Origin of the sequence: Dyella sp. OK004 (assembly GCF_900114495.1) — a bacterium.
Classification (GTDB): Bacteria; Pseudomonadota; Gammaproteobacteria; order Xanthomonadales; family Rhodanobacteraceae; genus Dyella_D.
The window spans coordinates 1,370,063-1,385,612 of sequence record NZ_FOZI01000001.1; the positions used below are offsets into that span (position 1 = coordinate 1,370,063).

Sequence of the window (15,550 nt, forward strand, 5' to 3'; positions counted from 1 at the left end):
GACACCGGACGTGCCAGACTTTACGTACTTGCGGCCGCCACCGGCGATGCGCCACGCTCCGCCTTCTGACCGCGCACAACCCATCACACGGGCCCAGCGGGATCTTGAACAGGCTCTTATGTCATGGACCGTTACGAGCGCATTCTGACTCTGCACCGGCTGTTGAAGTCGGCGCACTATCCCGTGCCGTTGCCGCGACTGATGGACGAGCTGGAGTGCTCGCGCGCCACCCTCTATCGCGACGTGGCGTTTCTGCGCGATGCACTCGGCGCGCCGATCGAAAGCGCCGGTGGCGACCATGCCGCCTTCCGCTACGAAGCCGCCGAAGGCGAACGTTTCGAGCTGCCGGGGTTATGGCTCACCTCCGACGAACTGGCCGCCCTGCTGGCCTTGAACGAACTGATCGGCCGCAGCGGTCCCGGCGTGCTGGCCGGCGCGCTGGCGCCGTTCAAGGCGCGCATCGAACATCTGCTGTCCGACCAGGGTAGCGGCAAGGCACTGCCGATCGAGCGTATCCGGGTGATCGCCTGGGGCGAGCGCAAGCTCGATCAGCAGGTGTTCCGCATCGTGGCCGGCTCGGTGTTGGAGCGGAAGCAGTTGCGCTTCCGCTATCGCGCGCGCACCACCAATGCCGACAGCAAGCGCACCGTGTCGCCGCAGCGCCTTACCCACTATCGCGACAACTGGTACCTGGACGTGTGGGACCACGACCGCGAGGCGCTGCGCAGCTTCGCCGTGGATCGCATCGCCGAACCGCTGACCCTGGATGCGCCCGCACGCGACGTGGCCGACAACGAGCTCAACGACATGCTCGCCTCCAGCTACGGCATTTTCGCCGGCAAGCCGAAGGCCTGGGCCACGATTCGTTTCTCCCAACATGCCGCGCGCTGGGTCGCCGACGAACACTGGCATTCGCAGCAGAAAGGCGAATGGCTGCCGGATGGCCGCTACGAATTGCAGGTGCCGTATTCCAACTCCAAGGAACTGCTGATGGACGTGCTCAAGTACGGTCCAGATGCGGAAGTGGTGGCGCCGCTGTCCTTGCGCGAGGAAATGAAGATCCAGCTGCAACTGGCCCTGGGCGGTTATCAGCAAGCCCCGCGCTGAGCACGGAGAGCGCCGCGTCTTGCAAAGGCACGCGGCTGCGCGGAGGCTAGTTCAAACCATCTCCGCGATGTGTCCGTTATGAGTCCTACCGATCTTGCCACCTCACCCGTCCCGTCATCGCGCAAGCCGACGGTGGCGCTCGCTTTGGGCGCCGGTGGTGCGAAAGGACTGGCGCATATCGGCGCTATTGAAGAGATCGAGAGGCAGGGTTATCAGATCGTTGCCATCGCCGGCACCTCGATGGGCGCGCTGATCGGCGGCATCTACGCCGCGGGCAAACTGGATGCGTATCGCGACTGGGTTTCCGCCCTGGCCAAGATGGACGTGCTCAAGCTGGTCGACTGGACCTTCTCCGGCGGCGGCCTGATCAAGGGCGAGCGCATCATCGAGACACTGCGCGGGCTGATTGGCGATGCGCAGATCGAACATCTGCCGCTGTCCTACACCGCCGTGGCCACCGACCTCGACCGCGAGCGCGAAGTGTGGCTCACGCGCGGCTCCTTGTTCGACGCGATCCGCGCCTCGATCGCCATCCCGACGGTGTTTCGCCCGCAGGTGATCGATGGGCGGCGATTGGTCGACGGCGGCTTGCTCAATCCGGTGCCGGTCACGCCACTGGTGCGCGAGCCGGCCGATTATGTGTTTGCGGTGAGCGTGGACGGCGCCATCCAGGAAACCAGGCCCGACGTGCTGGGCGAGCGCGCGGCGGAAGCGCACAGCAGCCATCGCGGACGCATCGGTGAATTCATCGGCCGCCTGATACCCCACGGCGAACCCAAGGACGTCGAGCCCAAACCGCGCGACCCTGGCGTGCTGGATCTGCTGACGCAATCGATGGATCTGATGCAGGCCAATCTGGCGCGTCTGCGTCTGGCGGCCTACGCGCCCGATCTACTGATCCAGCTGCCGCGCAATATCTCGATGGCTTATGAGTTCTACCGTGCGCGCGAGCTGATCGAACTCGGCCGCACCCAGGCGCGAGAGGTGCTCACCGCCTGGAAACCGCCACGACCGTTCAATGTTGCGGGCCATGGCCCTTGAGCCAGGCATCCAGGTAAGCCTTCAGCGCTACCGCGTTGTTGTGTTCCTCGTCGCGCGCGCCGAATAGCAGGGTCAGGCGATGGCGTGTGGCTTGTTCCGCCAACGCGCGCCAGTACTCGCCCTTGGTGTCGAGTTCGCTGGCATAGCGATGCCGGAACGCATCCCAACGCGACGGGTCATGCCCGAACCAGCGCCGCAGCGCGACCGATGGCGCGAGCTCCTTGGCCCAGGCATCCAGCGCGGCGTCTTCCTTCTTCAGTCCGCGTGGCCACAACCGGTCCACCAGCACGCGATAGCCATCGGTCTTGGCGGCGGGTTCGTAAATGCGTTTGACGGCGATGCCCATGGGAGCGGCCCCATCAGCTGGCGACGATTTTCCAGCATACGCCCGGAGCGTGATGGGCGCGACAAGGCCGCACCCGGCAGCGTCAGAGTTCTTCGACGCGCGTCACCTTGCCACGGCGCATCAGCCAGGCCACGCCGCGCAGATCGGCAATGCCCACCCACAGGCGATCGAGCATGCCGTACTTGGAGGTGCCCGCCGTGCGCGGACGATGCCCCACCGGTACGCTCTGGCTCTGGAAACCCGCACGCTTGACCAGCGCCGGCAAGTAACGGTGCATGTGGTCGAAATAGGGGAGGCGCAGGAACACGTCACGCTCAAACAGCTTGAGGCCACAGCCGGTGTCCGGCGTGGCGTCCCTGAGCATGCGCGAACGTACCGCGTTGGCAATCTTGGAGGAGATGCGCTTGTTGAAACTGTCACGGCGCGTGGTGCGCCAGCCGGCGAACAGGCGCACGTCTTCCGCGGCAGTCGCGCGCGCGGCGAGCAGCTTGGGAATATCGGCCGGGTCGTTCTGGCCGTCGCCGTCGAGCGTGGCGATCCACGGTGACTTGGCGGCGCGCACGCCGTTCCACACGGCGGTGCTCTGACCACTGCGGGTCAGATGGCGCACGATGCGCAGTTCCGGATAGCTGGCCTTCTCGGACGCGAGCACCGCCACGCTGTCGTCGCTGGAATCGTCATCCACATAGACGATCTCGAACTCGATCTTGCCACGCAGTACGGCGGCGATCTCGGCGAGCAGCGGGGGAATGTTGTCGCGCTCGTTGAACACCGGCACGACGACGGACAATTGCGGCATGGGAGCAGCCCTGGCTTACGGAAACAGGTGCGCCTTGCGGCGCGAGGCGACGCATTCTAGTGCCTACGGCTGAATCGCGTCAGGCAAGCGGCGCTGTTCCGGCGCCGCTTGCGCATCAACGGATCTTGCCGAGAATGCCTTCCAACTCGTCGTTGCTGTGGTAATGGATCACCAGCTTGCCGCGCCCGCCACGTCCCTGCGCCAGCTCGACGCGGGTGGCGAAACGCTCGGCCAGCTCGCGCTCCAGGTCGGCAACATTGGGATCGCGCGCAGGTGTGCTCTTGGCCTTGCCCTTGGGCGCGGTCTGCGCGCGGCGCGCGGCTTCTTCCAGCTCGCGCACGCTCCAGCCGTTACGCGCCGCTTCCAGCGCCAGCCCTTCGGCATCGCGCTCGGGCAGAGTAAGCAGGCAGCGGGCGTGGCCCATTTCCAGCTTGCCTTCGTCCAGCAGCTTCTTGATGGAGTTGGGCAGTTCGGTCAGGCGCAGCAGGTTGGAGACGGCGGCGCGCGAGCGGCCGACCGCGTCCGCGGCCTGCTGATGGGTAAGGTCGAAATCGTCGATCAGGCGCTTGATCGCGTCAGCTTCTTCCAGCGGCGTGAGGTCCTGACGCTGGATGTTCTCGATCAGCGCCATTGCCGGCACGGCGACCTCGGGCACTTCCTTCACCAGGGCCGGCAGTTCACTCAGCTGGGCACGCTGCGCGGCGCGCCAGCGGCGCTCGCCGGCGATCAGCTCATAGCTGTTCTTGCCGATCGAGCGCACCACTATCGGCTGGATCAGACCCTGAGCCTTGATCGATGCGGCCAGCTCGTCGAGCGCCTCGTCGTTCCAGTGCCGGCGCGGCTGATACTTGCCAGGCTGGATGTACTGGATCGGCAGCATGCGCAGCTCGCCTTCCTGTTCGATCACCGAGGGAGTGCCCTCGCCGTCGCCACCCAGCAGGGCGTCGAGCCCGCGCCCGAGGCCTCGTTTCTTCGCTGCGGCCATGCTTACTCCTGGTGAATGTCGACAGCGGTGTCGAGCGTCGCTTCGGGTTCGTCGCGCAGTGGCACCGTCACTACCTCGCTTGCGCTGGCAGCAGCCTGGCCGCGTTCGCGGCGGATGATTTCGCCCGCAAGTCCGATATAGGCAATGGCGCCCCGCGAGCTGCGGTCATACAGATGAATCGGCTGACCGTGGCTGGGCGCCTCGGCTAGGCGCACATTGCGCGGGATGATCGAGCGCAGCACTTTGTCGCCAAAGTGCTGGGTGAGCTGGGCGGAGACTTCGTTGCCGAGGTTGTTGCGCACGTCGTACATGGTGCGCAGCATGCCTTCGATCTCCAGCTTCGGGTTCAGGCGCTGACGTACCGCCTTGACGGTGTCGAGCAGGCTAGAGAGACCTTCCAGCGCGAAGTATTCGCACTGCACCGGAATCAGCAGGCCGTCCGCCGCAGTCAGCGCGTTGAGCGTGAGCAGGTGCAGCGTGGGCGGGCAGTCGATCAGGATGATGTGGTACTTGTCCCGGACCTTCGCCAGCTGTTCCTTGAGCCGCATTTCGCGCGCGATGGCATCCATCAGCTTGAGCTCGGCGGCGGTCAGGTCGCCGTTGCCAGGCAGCAGGTCGTAATGCGCCTCGGTGGTGACGATGGCCTTTTCGATCGGCGCCTCTTCCAGCAACACTTCGCAGCCGTTGGGCTTGGCCTCGCGCTTGTCCACGCCAGACGCCATCGTTGCATTGCCCTGCGGGTCGAGATCGACCAGCAGCACCTTGCGCTTCGCCGCGGCGAGTGCCGCAGCAAGGTTGACGGCGGTGGTGGTCTTGCCGACGCCGCCCTTCTGGTTGGCGACAGCGATGATGCGGGCCATGGTGTCGTCGATGCCGTGAAGGTGGAAAAAGAGGGCTAGATTACCATTGGTTCCCGGGGCGGACAGGCTTCATGCCCGGCCGAGTACCACCAGATGCCGCTCCGCCTCCAATCCCGGCACAGCAAGCGCATGCACGCCGCGCACCGCGAAGCCGTCGGGCACGCCCGGCAACTCGTCATCAGGCTGCCTGCCCTTCATCGCCAGCCAGATGCCATGTGGCGCCAGCAGGTGACCGCCCCAGCCCAACATATCTTCCAGGCTGGCGAAAGCGCGGGCTGTGATGCAGTCGAACTGGCCTTCCACTTCTTCCACGCGCGACTGCACCGCACGCACGCCCTCCAGCTTGAGGGCTCGGATCGCTTCGCGCAGGAAGCGCACCTTTTTGCCGTTGGAATCGACCAGCAGGATCTGGCGGCCCGGCGCGGCGATAGCCAGCGGAATACCGGGTAGGCCGGGACCGGTGCCGAGATCCGCCAACGTGTCGCCCTGCACGTAAGGCAGGATCGCCAGCGAATCGAGCAAGTGACGCGTAACCATCTCTGCCGGGTCGCGGACAGCGGTCAGGTTGTAGGCGGCGTTCCAGCGTTCGAGCAGCGCCTGGTAATCCAGCAGGCGCGGCACGACATCTTCGGGAAGCGTCAGACCGAGCGCGGCGATGCCCCGTTCCAGCTGGGTCTGCAATGCGGCACGGGCAGTCATGACGATTCCTGTTGATGAGGCGAAAGGGCGGCAGTATCCCGGCGCGAGAGGTTTGATGCCAGCACGACACACGAAGAAAAACCCGCCGAAGCGGGTTTCAAGACTCTCAAGTTCCCCTTTGTCGTGGGCGCTCTAAGGCGGCCTCACGAATGCTTTGGCTCAGGCGAAATCCAGTTCCACCCGCGTCACCATCATGCCGCGCTCGCGGAGCGCTTTGTTCATAGCCTGCTTCAGACGAGTGCCGAGGTCGCGGCGGTCAACGTTGAGCGCTTCGGGCTCTTCGCGCAGCGCGTCGATAGCGCCGCCACGAATCAGCTGGTCCGCCTGCTCGATCACCGCGTCAGCACGTTCCGGTTCCAGCACCTGCCAATACACCGTGCCGCGCACATCATGCGCATCGGCCAACGGCTCCTGGAAACGCAGCACCTGGCCACCAAGATCAATGCGATGCCCTACGCGATCCAGCCCGGGCCACACCAGATGCGTGCCCGGCTGCAACAGCCGGCGCGGCTTGCCATGGCGGTACACGCTGAAAACCTGATTTACCGGTACGCGTTTGATCGCACTGGCGAACAGAGCGAGCAAAAACAAGGCAATGATCAGGATTAGGGCGGTCATGGCAAATGAAAACAGTGAGTTACAGGTTATTGTTTAATTTCTGCGGAGGTTAATCTTACATCCGCCGGCTACCGCTTGGATTAACCGTGATTTAACCGCGAACTTATGGATTTTTACAATCCCCCTGAAGGCCTAGACGTCTGGCCGGCAAGGCTTTTTGATTGCTGCGGCGCAGGAGACAGCTTTCTAGCTCCCATGCCGGTTTTCTAAGCGGTTGAGGCCATCCCGGCCTCACCGCATTTGCCGGAATATTTTGCGCTGCAGCAAAGTCCTTGATTTGCAAAAGCTTTACAAGCTCGGATGAAAACGTTTACGTTCGGCTCATAGCGGACTTCCGAACGCTTCTGGGAGCGGGCCGACGTGGGAGTGACGATCAAAGACGTAGCGCGTGAAGCCAAGGTCTCCGTGGCCTCCGTCTCCCGTGCGCTCAACGGCGGCAGTGGTGTCACCGCTGAAACCATGGAACGCGTTCGTGAAGTTGCCGCCCGTCTCCGCTACATCCCCCACGGCGCCGCACGTAGCCTGATCACCCGCCGTACTCACACTATCGGCGCGTTGCTGCCAGATCTTTATGGCGAATTCTTCTCCGAGTTGATCCGCGGCATCGACCTGGCCGCCCGTACCCATGGCCTGCAGCTGCTGGTATCCAGTTCGCACGATGGCGCCGCTGAGGCGGCCACTGCGATGCACGCCATGCAGGGCCGCGTAGACGGCCTGCTGGTGATGTCGCCGCATGCGGATGCCGCCTTTCTGCGCCAGAACCTGCCGGTGGGCTTGCCCACGGTGCTGATGAATACCGTGCTCGACCGCGACGACTATCCCGCGCTGTCGGTGGACAACGGCGGCGGCGCGCGCCTGGTGGTGGAACATCTGATCGATGCCGGTTACCGCCGCATCGCCTTCATCCAGGGGCCTGCCAAGAACCACGACGTGGCCGAGCGCGAACAGGCCTATCGCGACACGCTGGCCAAACGCGCACCCGGCAGCGAAGCCATCGTGCTCCCCGGCGATTTCAACGAAGAATCCGGTTACCGCGCCGGCCGCCAGCTGGTGGCGATGCACCCGCGCCCCGACGCGGTGTTTGCCGCCAACGACATGATGGCGATCGGCTGCATGGCGGCGATCCGCGAAGCGGGCCTGCGCATTCCGGAAGACATCGCCGTGGCCGGCTTCGACGACGTGCCGATGGCGCGTTACGTAAGCCCCGCGCTGACCACGGTGGGCGTGCGCATCGCCGAACTCGGCAAGGCCGCGCTGGAACAGCTCATGACACAGATCGAGGGCCGCCATGACGGCACGCCGCCTGCGCATATCCGCATGCCGGCAGACCTGATGATCCGGGCATCGAGCACGAACGAACGTAGCCGCAAGACCTAACAAGAAAGCTGACGGCCACGGATTGAGCCAACAACCTAGGGGGCCGACTCGCTTGCGGGCCGGTTCACCGTGAGTGGCACAGCAACGCGCTCACTCGCCGCAATACCGCTAACCACAACATGACAATAGCAGTTCGTACCCTTGAGGGAGGGTGATACGCCATGGCAAGCAAACACGCATTATCCCGTCAGATCTCGCTGGCCCTGGCAGGCCTGCTCACCACGGCGGCGCTACTGCCAGCAGCCAGCTTCGCGCAGAACAGTACGGCGACCGTGCGCGGCCACGTCAACGCGCCGCAAGGGCAGGCCGCAACCGAAGTGGTCGCCACCAATCTCAAGAATGGATTTACGGTGCGCGCACCGGTGAATGCAGGCGGCAACTACACGCTGCCCAGCCTCGCTCCAGGCAGTTATCGCGTTGAGGCCAAGGGCACCGGCGCCAGCCAGGACGTCACCGTGCAGGTCGGCCAATCGCTGGTGCTGAATCTGGATGCCGCCGCTGCGGCTACCGCCACCGCGAACGCACAGAACCTGCAGGGCGTGACGGTCTCCGCCAACACTCTGTTCGAAACACGCACCTCTGAAGTCGGCACCAATATCAGCCAGGCGCAGATCAATACGCTGCCGCAGAACGAACGTAACTTCCTCGATTTCGCCAAGCTCGTTCCCGGCATAACGGTGTCGCGCGACCCCAATAGCAAAAGCTTCTCGGCCGGCGGTCAATCCGCTGAGAATGTAAACGTTTTCATCGATGGCGCCAGCCTGAAGAACAACGTGCTCAAGGGCGGCATCGCAGGCCAGGACTCAACGCGTGGCAACCCGTTCTCGCAGGAAGCGGTGCAGGAATTCCGCGTGCTCACGCAGAACTACAAGGCAGAGTACGAGCAGGCGGGCACAGCGATCATCACCGCCGTCACCAAGTCGGGCACCAATGAATTCCATGGCTCGGTGTACGACTACTTCCAGAACAGAGCGATGATTTCGCAAGACTCGTTCGACCGGAAAAACAAGGTCGAAAAGCCGAACTACCAGCGCCAGCAACGCGGCTTCTCGCTGGGCGGCCCCGTCCTCAAGGACACGCTGACCTTCTTCGTTAACTACGACGAGCGCAAGGACACCGGCAATACTTCGGTGAGCATCGCCGACCCGCGCTTCAAGCAATACAACGGCACGTTCTCTGCGCCGTTCCACGAAAAGACCTTCTTCGGCAAGCTGAGCTGGCAGGTCAATCAGGACAACAACGTCGACCTGAGCCTTACGACTCGCCGCGATAACGAAGTGATCGGTTTCGGCCAAACCACCGCCTACAGCGCGCGCAGCAACCGCAAGAATCGTGTGGATGACTTGCTGCTCAAGTGGCAGTCGCGCGGCAACAACTGGACCAACGACCTGATGCTCGATGCGGGTACCGCCAAGTGGAACCCCGCTGCGGCGCAACCGGATCTGGTGCAACAGGTCTACGAGAACAACGTCGCCATCATCGGCGGCGGCGTCAACGCACAGAACAAGGGTCAGACCCAGCGCACGCTGCGCGACGACCTGACGCTAACCGGCCTGTCTTGGCACGGCGACCACACCGTGAAGATGGGTATCAAATACGCCGCCTACGGCATCACTATTGAGCAGAACAATAATGCGGTGCCTGCCTTCTTCTACCAGGAAGGTGCCAACTACCCCGGTGGCTTCGATTCCCCTTATCGCGCGGTGTATTCCCCATTCGGTGCCAACGCCAATCTGCACACCAATCAGTTCGGGACCTATATCCAGGACGACTGGGATGTCACACAGCGCTTGCAGTTAAACCTCGGCCTGCGTTGGGACTACGAGACCAACGCGCTGAATAACACCTACGTCACCCCATTGCAGCAGTATCCGACCCTGCAATATCTGGGTTTGCAGAACTACATCAGCACGGGCAAGGAACGTTCGGGATACAAGGGCGCCATCCAGCCGCGCGTGGGCTTCTCGCTGGACGTGAGCAAAGATGGCGACCAGAGCACGACCATCTTTGGCGGTGCAGGGCGTTACTTTGATCGCACACCGTTCGACTGGATCTCACAGGAAGCACTGCATTCGGCTGTGCCCAACTACACGTTCCGCTTCGCCGCCCCTGGTCAGACACCGAAGGCAGGCGAGATACCGTGGAACCCGGCCTATCTGTCCAAGGCTGGGCTCGACGGGTTGCTGGCTAGTGGCGTACCCGGCCTCGGTACCGAGATCGACGTGCTCAACAATAAAACGCGCCCGCCGCACACCGACCAGTTCAGTCTCGGCGTGCGCCAGGTATTCGGCGACTGGACCGGCTCTCTGACGCTGGCCCGCGTGCTCGGCTACGACCAGTTCACCTGGGTGTGGAATCGCAAGGTCGTGCCCAATGGTTTCGTCCTCGACGTGCCCGCAGGCAGTCCTTACGCGGCCGTGCTGCACAACGCTTATAAGAAAACCCAATCAAGCAGCGTGCTGATCGGCCTGGACAAGCCCTATACCAAAGCCTCCGGCTGGGGCATGGGTGTGGCCTACACGTACCAGAACGCGCGCACTCAGGGTAACGACAACTACTCGCTCGATTACGTCAGTCCCGCGGGTTATCCGGCAGGCCATGTCGGCGAGAAGCATCACCTTGTCGTCAACGGCATCGTCACAGGCCCCTGGGATACGCGTCTGACGGGTATCTTCACCTACGGCTCGGGCCAGCCGTTTGAAGTGTTCAAGTCAACCAGCACTTGCGACTACAACTGCTCGTTCTATCACTGGGGCGCGTACGGTCAGAAGTATGTGAACCTGGATCTGTCGATCGCCAAGGAATTCCGCTGGGGCGACAGCCAAGCCCTGGAGCTGCGCTTCGACGTGATGAATGTGTTCAACCGCGACGTTCAGAATGCCTTCGAAGGGAATTTTTATAGTCCCAACTTCGGCAAGGCCACCGGTGCGGATCCGAACCAGAGCCGTCGCTTCCAGATCGGCGCACGGTACAGTTTCTGATGCACCATGCACGACACGCTCCTCCTTCACCGGGGGAGCGTGGCTTCACCGAAAAGCCCGTTCATCGCGGGCTTTTTAAAAGGCAAACATGTAAACGTTTACACGTCTATATCAACGCTTTGCTTACCCTCAAAGGAGTTTCGTGGCGCTCTCCCCCAGCCACGCTCCGCTTCACACCAGAAAGGCTGCACTCATGCCCGCGAACAAACGAACCGGACTTTCCCTTGCCCTCGCCGCGCTGCTCTTGTGCGTGACGCCGCTCGGCGCTCAGGCAAAGCACACAGCAAAGCACACCAAGCCGGTCGCTGCTGCTACTGCGGCGCGCGAGAAAGTGCCGCCGATGATCGACGATCTGGAAAAACGCACCTTCGACTGGTTCTGGGACAGTGCCAACAAACAGAACGGTCTGGTCCCCGATCACTACCCCACGCAGTCCTTTGCCAGCATCGCCTCGGTGGGTTTCGGCCTTACCGCGTATGGCGTGGGTGCGGAGCGCGGCTACATCACGCGCGAGCAGGCGATCGAGCGCACGCTCGCCACGCTGCGCTTTTTCCACGATGCGCCGCAGAACGATAGCGAGGATGACGCCACCGGCTATCACGGTTTCTTCTATCACTTCCTCAACATGGAAACCGGCAAGCGCGAGGCACGCTGGGTCGAGCTGTCCACGGTCGACACCACACTGTTGCTCGGCGGCGTGCTGTTCGCACAGTCGTACTACGACCGCGATACACCGCAGGAAAAGGAAATCCGCCAGCTTGCCGACGATATCTATCGCCGCGTCGACTGGACCTGGCCACAGGTGCGCAAGCCGCTGATCAGCATGGGCTGGACGCCGGGCGGCCAGTTCATTCCGCACGACTGGCAGGGTTACGACGAAGCCATGCTGGTTTACATCCTGGCACTGGGCTCGCCCACGCATCCCGTTGGCGACGATGCCTGGGCTGCCTGGTCAGCGAAATACAACCGCACCTGGGGCGAGTTCTACGGTCAGACCTTCCTCAACTTCGCGCCGTTGTTCGGTCACCAGTACAGCCATGTGTGGGTGGATTTCCGCGGCATCCGCGATGCGTGGAATCGCGAAAAGGATCTGGATTATTTCGAGAACAGCCGCCGCGCCACCTACGCCCAGCGCGCCTACGCCATCGCCAATCCCGGCGGCTGGACCGGCTACGGCGAGAACGTGTGGGGCCTCACCGCCAGCAACGGCCCGGGCGGCCTGGTGGTGAAGAGCGGCGGCAAGGAACTCACCTTCCACGGCTATACCGCGCGTGGCGCGGGACGCGACTACATCAGCGACGACGGCACCATCGTGCCCACCGCGGCCGGCGGCTCGATCGCTTTCGCGCCGGAAATCGTGGTGCCGGCGCTGGAAGAAATGAAGCGCCGCTACGGCAAGCACATCTACACCAAGTACGGTTTTGTCGATGCCTTCAATCCCAGCTTCCACACCCAGACCGATCTACGCACCGGCAAGCTGGTGCCCGAGCTGGGTTGGGTCGACACGGTGCACCTCGGCATCGACCAGGGCCCGATCCTGCTGATGGCTGAGAACTGGCGCAGCGAGTTCGTATGGAACGTGATGAAGAAGAACCCGTATATCCGCAAAGGCCTTGAACGCGCCGGCTTCACCGGCGGCTGGCTGGAACAGGCCGCCAAGACCCCATGACCCGCAAGCTACGGCGCCACACGTTCCTGCGCGCGCGCCGCCACGCACTGCACGCGCTCGCCTGGGCTTGTGTCGGGATGACGATCGCGCTCGCCTCCGGCTGTGCGGATTCCAGTGCGTCGTCGCGTGAGCTGACGTTCTGGACCGTTGGCCGCGAAGGCGAGGCCGTCGCCAAGCTGCTGCCGGATTTTGAGCGCGAACATCCCGGCGTCCACGTCAAGCTGCAGCAGCTGCCGCTATCCGCTGCGCACCAGAAGTTGCTGACGGCCATCGCCGGCAGCTCCACACCGGATATCACCCAACTGGGCAATACCTGGATCCCGGAGCTGGCGGCGCTGGATGCATTGGAACCGCTGCAGGCACGCGTCGCCGCATCGAAAGTCATCCAGCCATCCGATTACTTCGCCAACATCTGGGCCACCAACCAGATCGACGGCACGCTGTACGGCGTACCCTGGTATGTGGACGCACGCCTGCTGTTCTATCGCGGCGACCTGCTCAAGCAGGCTGGCTTCAATGCGCCCCCGCGCGACTGGGCCGAATGGCGACGTATGCTCGCCGCGCTGAGTCATCCCGAACGTGGCACCTATGGCGCCCTGCTGCCCACCAACGAGTTCGAGCAGTTGCTGGTGCTGGCGCTGCAACAGCCTGAACCCGTGTTGCGCGACGACAATCGCTACGGCAATTTCCGCAGCGAGGGCTTCAAGCGCGCGCTGGCCTTTTACGTGGATACGTTCAAGCAACGCCAGGCGCCGGCTATCACCAATGTCGAAGCCGGCAACCCGTGGACCGAATTCGGCCGCGGCGTGTACGCCTTCTATTTCTCCGGGCCGTGGAATATCGGTGAGTTCCGCAAGCGCCTGCCCGCCTCGCAGCAGGGCGACTGGAACACGGCACCGATGCCCGGTCCAGATGGCCCCGGCGCCTCCAACGCGGGCGGTTCCAGCCTGGTGATTTTCCGGCGCTCGCCGCACAAGGACGAGGCCTGGCAGTTGATCGAATTTCTGTCGCGCCCCGAGATCCAGCAGCGCTTCTACGACCTGCTCGGCGACATGCCGCCGCGCCGTGCCTCCTGGGAAAGCGGCGCACTACGCGACGATCCCAAGGCGCGCGCCTTCCGTGAGCAGTTCGAGCGGGTCAAGCCGACACCGCCGATTCCCGAGTGGGAGCGCATCGTGACCGAAATGCAGCTGGTCGCGGCACAAGCTGTGCATGGCGAACTGAGCATCGACCAGGCCGCGGCGGAGATCGACCGAAGAGCCGACTTGATCCTGGAAAAGCGCCGCTGGATGCTGGAATCAGCTGCGGCCATCCATGGCCGCACCTCTCAACAAGACCGCGCGCACCCGAGCGACCGGAGTCGCCAGCCATGAACCCGCAACGCGCCGCCTGGCTCTTTCTCACCCCGGCTTTGCTGGTGCTTGGCCTGTTCTTTCTGTTGCCGGTGATTGCGGCTTTCGTACTTAGCCTCACCGATTACGACCTTTACGCGCTGGCTGATATCCGCAACCTGCGTTTCGTGGCACTGGGCAATTATTGGGAGCTACTGCACCGGCCCCTGTTCTGGTCGGCGCTGGGACACACGCTGTGCTTCGTCGCCATCGGCGTGCCGCTGTCCATCGTCACCTCGCTGGGCGCAGCAATGCTGCTCAACTCGCCGCTGGCGCGCATGAAGCCGCTGTTTCGCACCGCGCTGTTCGCACCGGTGGTGACTACGGTAGTCGCGGTGGCGGTGATCTGGCGCTATCTGTTCAACACGAAATACGGCCTCGCCAACTACGTGCTCGGCGGCATCGGCATCCATCCGGTGGACTGGCTGGGCGACCCGCACTGGGCGATGCCCACCATCATCCTGTTCGCGGTGTGGAAGAACTTTGGCTACAACATGATCATCTTCCTCGCCGGCCTGCAGGCGATTCCCGCCGATCTCTACGAAGCGGCGCGCATCGACGGCGCTTCCGCGCTACGGCAGTTCCGCCACATCACCTTGCCGATGCTCGGGCCCACCTTGCTGATGGTCAGCATCCTCACCGTGTCGGGTTACTTCCAGCTGTTCGCCGAGCCTTATGTGATGACCGAGGGCGGCCCGCTGCAAAGCACAGTGAGCGTGCTCTACCTGATGTACGAAGAAGGCTTCAAATGGTGGAATCTCGGCTCCGCATCGGCCGTGGCCTTCCTGCTGTTCATGATCATGTTCGCGGTGACCGCGGCAATGCTGCGTGTATCGAAGCGCGGAGGTGAGGCATGAGCCCGCGGCTTGCCAAGGCCACCATCAACGGTCTGCTGATCGGCGGCTCGGCGATTGCGCTGTTTCCGCTGCTGTGGATGCTGTCGGTATCGTTCATGCAGCCGGGCGAAGCCAGCTCGCTGCCACCGCCGCTGCTGCCCGCGCATCCCACCTGGAACAACTATCACGAGCTGTTCGCGCGGGCTGGCATGGGTCGCTATCTGCTCAACAGTCTGCTGGTGTCCACCGCGATCACCTTGCTGTCGCTGGCCTTCAACCTGATGGCTGGCTATGCCTTCGCCAAGCTGCGTTTCGCCGGGCGCGAGCGTCTGTTCCAGGCGTTGCTTGGCGGCCTGGTGATTCCGGCACAGGTGGCGATGCTGCCGCTGTTCCTGCTGTTGAAGTATCTCGGCCTGGTGAACAGCTACGCGGCCGTAGTGGTGCCGGCGATGGCGACCATCTTCGGCATCTTCCTGGTGCGACAGTACGCGCGCGGCATTCCCGATGATTTGATGGAAGCGGCGCGCATCGACGGTGCCGGCGAGCTGCGCATTTTTGTGCAGATCGTGTTGCCGCTGCTGAAGCCGATCATGGTGACGCTAGCGATCTTCACCTTTCTCGCCGCATGGAACGATTTCATGTGGCCGCTGATTGCGCTGACTGGGCAGGAGCATTACACGCTGCCCATCGCACTGGCTTCGCTGTCGCGCGAGCATGTGCAGGATTCGGAGCTGATGATGGCCGGCTCGGTGGTCACCGTGCTGCCCGTGTTGCTGTTGTTCCTGGCATTGCAGCGTTACTACCTTCAGGGATTGCTGTTGGGCAGTGTGAAGGGCTGAGC

Annotated in this window: 14 protein-coding genes; 8 read left to right on the forward strand and 6 right to left on the reverse strand. The window is 63.3% G+C overall.

What is annotated here, in order from left to right; all coding sequences use genetic code 11:
* Positions 1-123 precede the first annotated feature (123 nt).
* Complete coding sequence (locus tag BM338_RS05975; RefSeq protein WP_090449872.1) at positions 124-1,107, forward strand: helix-turn-helix transcriptional regulator; 984 nt, start codon at positions 124-126, stop codon at positions 1,105-1,107.
* Positions 1,108-1,185: 78 nt separating this feature from the next.
* Positions 1,186-2,148, forward strand: a complete 963-nt coding sequence (locus tag BM338_RS05980) for a patatin-like phospholipase family protein (protein ID WP_090449873.1) — start codon at positions 1,186-1,188, stop codon at positions 2,146-2,148.
* Here BM338_RS05980 and BM338_RS05985 read toward each other — a convergent pair.
* The 6 genes from BM338_RS05985 to BM338_RS06010 all read right to left on the reverse strand — a co-directional run bounded on the left by BM338_RS05985 (position 2,123) and on the right by BM338_RS06010 (position 6,455).
* Positions 2,123-2,494, reverse strand: coding sequence for a DUF488 domain-containing protein (locus tag BM338_RS05985; RefSeq protein ID WP_090449874.1), 372 nt, complete (start codon positions 2,492-2,494; stop codon positions 2,123-2,125). The two genes, BM338_RS05980 and BM338_RS05985, sit on opposite strands and share 26 nt — an antisense overlap.
* Before the next feature lie 82 nt (positions 2,495-2,576).
* Positions 2,577-3,293 carry a glycosyltransferase gene (locus tag BM338_RS05990; RefSeq protein WP_090449875.1) on the reverse strand — a complete coding sequence of 239 codons (717 nt, stop codon included), beginning with the start codon at positions 3,291-3,293 and terminating at the stop codon, positions 2,577-2,579.
* Between the two features lie 115 nt (positions 3,294-3,408).
* A complete protein-coding gene (locus BM338_RS05995; RefSeq protein WP_090449876.1) occupies positions 3,409-4,278 on the reverse strand; it encodes a ParB/RepB/Spo0J family partition protein in 870 nt (289 codons plus the stop codon).
* Between the two features lie 2 nt (positions 4,279-4,280).
* Positions 4,281-5,138: a ParA family protein gene (locus tag BM338_RS06000; RefSeq protein WP_090449877.1), complete on the reverse strand. Its 858-nt coding sequence runs from the start codon at positions 5,136-5,138 to the stop codon at positions 4,281-4,283.
* A gap of 69 nt (positions 5,139-5,207) precedes the next feature.
* The gene (gene rsmG, locus BM338_RS06005) at positions 5,208-5,837 is read right to left on the reverse strand and encodes a 16S rRNA (guanine(527)-N(7))-methyltransferase RsmG (RefSeq protein ID WP_090449878.1); all 630 of its coding nucleotides are present in this window, start codon (positions 5,835-5,837) and stop codon (positions 5,208-5,210) included.
* Positions 5,838-5,996: 159 nt separating this feature from the next.
* Positions 5,997-6,455: an SPFH domain-containing protein gene (locus BM338_RS06010; protein ID WP_090449879.1), complete on the reverse strand. Its 459-nt coding sequence runs from the start codon at positions 6,453-6,455 to the stop codon at positions 5,997-5,999.
* A 360-nt stretch (positions 6,456-6,815) separates the two neighbouring features.
* Between BM338_RS06010 and BM338_RS06015 the strand changes: the two genes are divergently transcribed.
* From BM338_RS06015 to BM338_RS06040, 6 genes are all read left to right on the forward strand, one after another.
* Positions 6,816-7,832 (forward strand): LacI family DNA-binding transcriptional regulator, encoded by a 1,017-nt coding sequence (locus tag BM338_RS06015; protein ID WP_255367199.1) that lies wholly within the window; start codon positions 6,816-6,818, stop codon positions 7,830-7,832.
* Positions 7,833-7,993: 161 nt separating this feature from the next.
* Positions 7,994-10,813 (forward strand): TonB-dependent receptor, encoded by a 2,820-nt coding sequence (locus BM338_RS06020; protein WP_090449881.1) that lies wholly within the window; start codon positions 7,994-7,996, stop codon positions 10,811-10,813.
* Positions 10,814-11,006: 193 nt separating this feature from the next.
* The gene (locus BM338_RS06025; RefSeq protein WP_090449882.1) at positions 11,007-12,482 is read left to right on the forward strand and encodes a glucoamylase family protein; all 1,476 of its coding nucleotides are present in this window, start codon (positions 11,007-11,009) and stop codon (positions 12,480-12,482) included.
* Positions 12,483-12,559: 77 nt separating this feature from the next.
* Positions 12,560-13,855 carry a sugar ABC transporter substrate-binding protein gene (locus tag BM338_RS06030; protein ID WP_090450138.1) on the forward strand — a complete coding sequence of 432 codons (1,296 nt, stop codon included), beginning with the start codon at positions 12,560-12,562 and terminating at the stop codon, positions 13,853-13,855.
* Entirely contained in the window at positions 13,852-14,730 is an 879-nt protein-coding gene (locus BM338_RS06035; protein ID WP_090449883.1) for a carbohydrate ABC transporter permease, read from the forward strand. Before BM338_RS06030 ends, BM338_RS06035 begins: the two co-directional genes overlap by 4 nt.
* Positions 14,727-15,548 (forward strand): carbohydrate ABC transporter permease, encoded by an 822-nt coding sequence (locus BM338_RS06040; RefSeq protein WP_090449884.1) that lies wholly within the window; start codon positions 14,727-14,729, stop codon positions 15,546-15,548. Before BM338_RS06035 ends, BM338_RS06040 begins: the two co-directional genes overlap by 4 nt.
* Positions 15,549-15,550: the final 2 nt, after the last annotated feature.

Coding starts and splice junctions, on each gene's coding strand:
- rsmG (WP_090449878.1), bottom strand. CDS start 5,837: ATGACTGCCCGTGCCGCATTGCAGACCCAGCTGGAACGGGGCATCGCC.
- BM338_RS06010 (WP_090449879.1), bottom strand. CDS start 6,455: ATGACCGCCCTAATCCTGATCATTGCCTTGTTTTTGCTCGCTCTGTTC.
- BM338_RS05990 (WP_090449875.1), bottom strand. CDS start 3,293: ATGCCGCAATTGTCCGTCGTCGTGCCGGTGTTCAACGAGCGCGACAAC.
- BM338_RS06035 (WP_090449883.1), top strand. CDS start 13,852: ATGAACCCGCAACGCGCCGCCTGGCTCTTTCTCACCCCGGCTTTGCTG.
- BM338_RS06025 (WP_090449882.1), top strand. CDS start 11,007: ATGCCCGCGAACAAACGAACCGGACTTTCCCTTGCCCTCGCCGCGCTG.
- BM338_RS05995 (WP_090449876.1), bottom strand. CDS start 4,278: ATGGCCGCAGCGAAGAAACGAGGCCTCGGGCGCGGGCTCGACGCCCTG.
- BM338_RS06030 (WP_090450138.1), top strand. CDS start 12,560: ATGACGATCGCGCTCGCCTCCGGCTGTGCGGATTCCAGTGCGTCGTCG.
- BM338_RS05985 (WP_090449874.1), bottom strand. CDS start 2,494: ATGGGCATCGCCGTCAAACGCATTTACGAACCCGCCGCCAAGACCGAT.
- BM338_RS06040 (WP_090449884.1), top strand. CDS start 14,727: ATGAGCCCGCGGCTTGCCAAGGCCACCATCAACGGTCTGCTGATCGGC.
- BM338_RS05975 (WP_090449872.1), top strand. CDS start 124: ATGGACCGTTACGAGCGCATTCTGACTCTGCACCGGCTGTTGAAGTCG.
- BM338_RS06020 (WP_090449881.1), top strand. CDS start 7,994: ATGGCAAGCAAACACGCATTATCCCGTCAGATCTCGCTGGCCCTGGCA.
- BM338_RS06000 (WP_090449877.1), bottom strand. CDS start 5,138: ATGGCCCGCATCATCGCTGTCGCCAACCAGAAGGGCGGCGTCGGCAAG.
- BM338_RS05980 (WP_090449873.1), top strand. CDS start 1,186: ATGAGTCCTACCGATCTTGCCACCTCACCCGTCCCGTCATCGCGCAAG.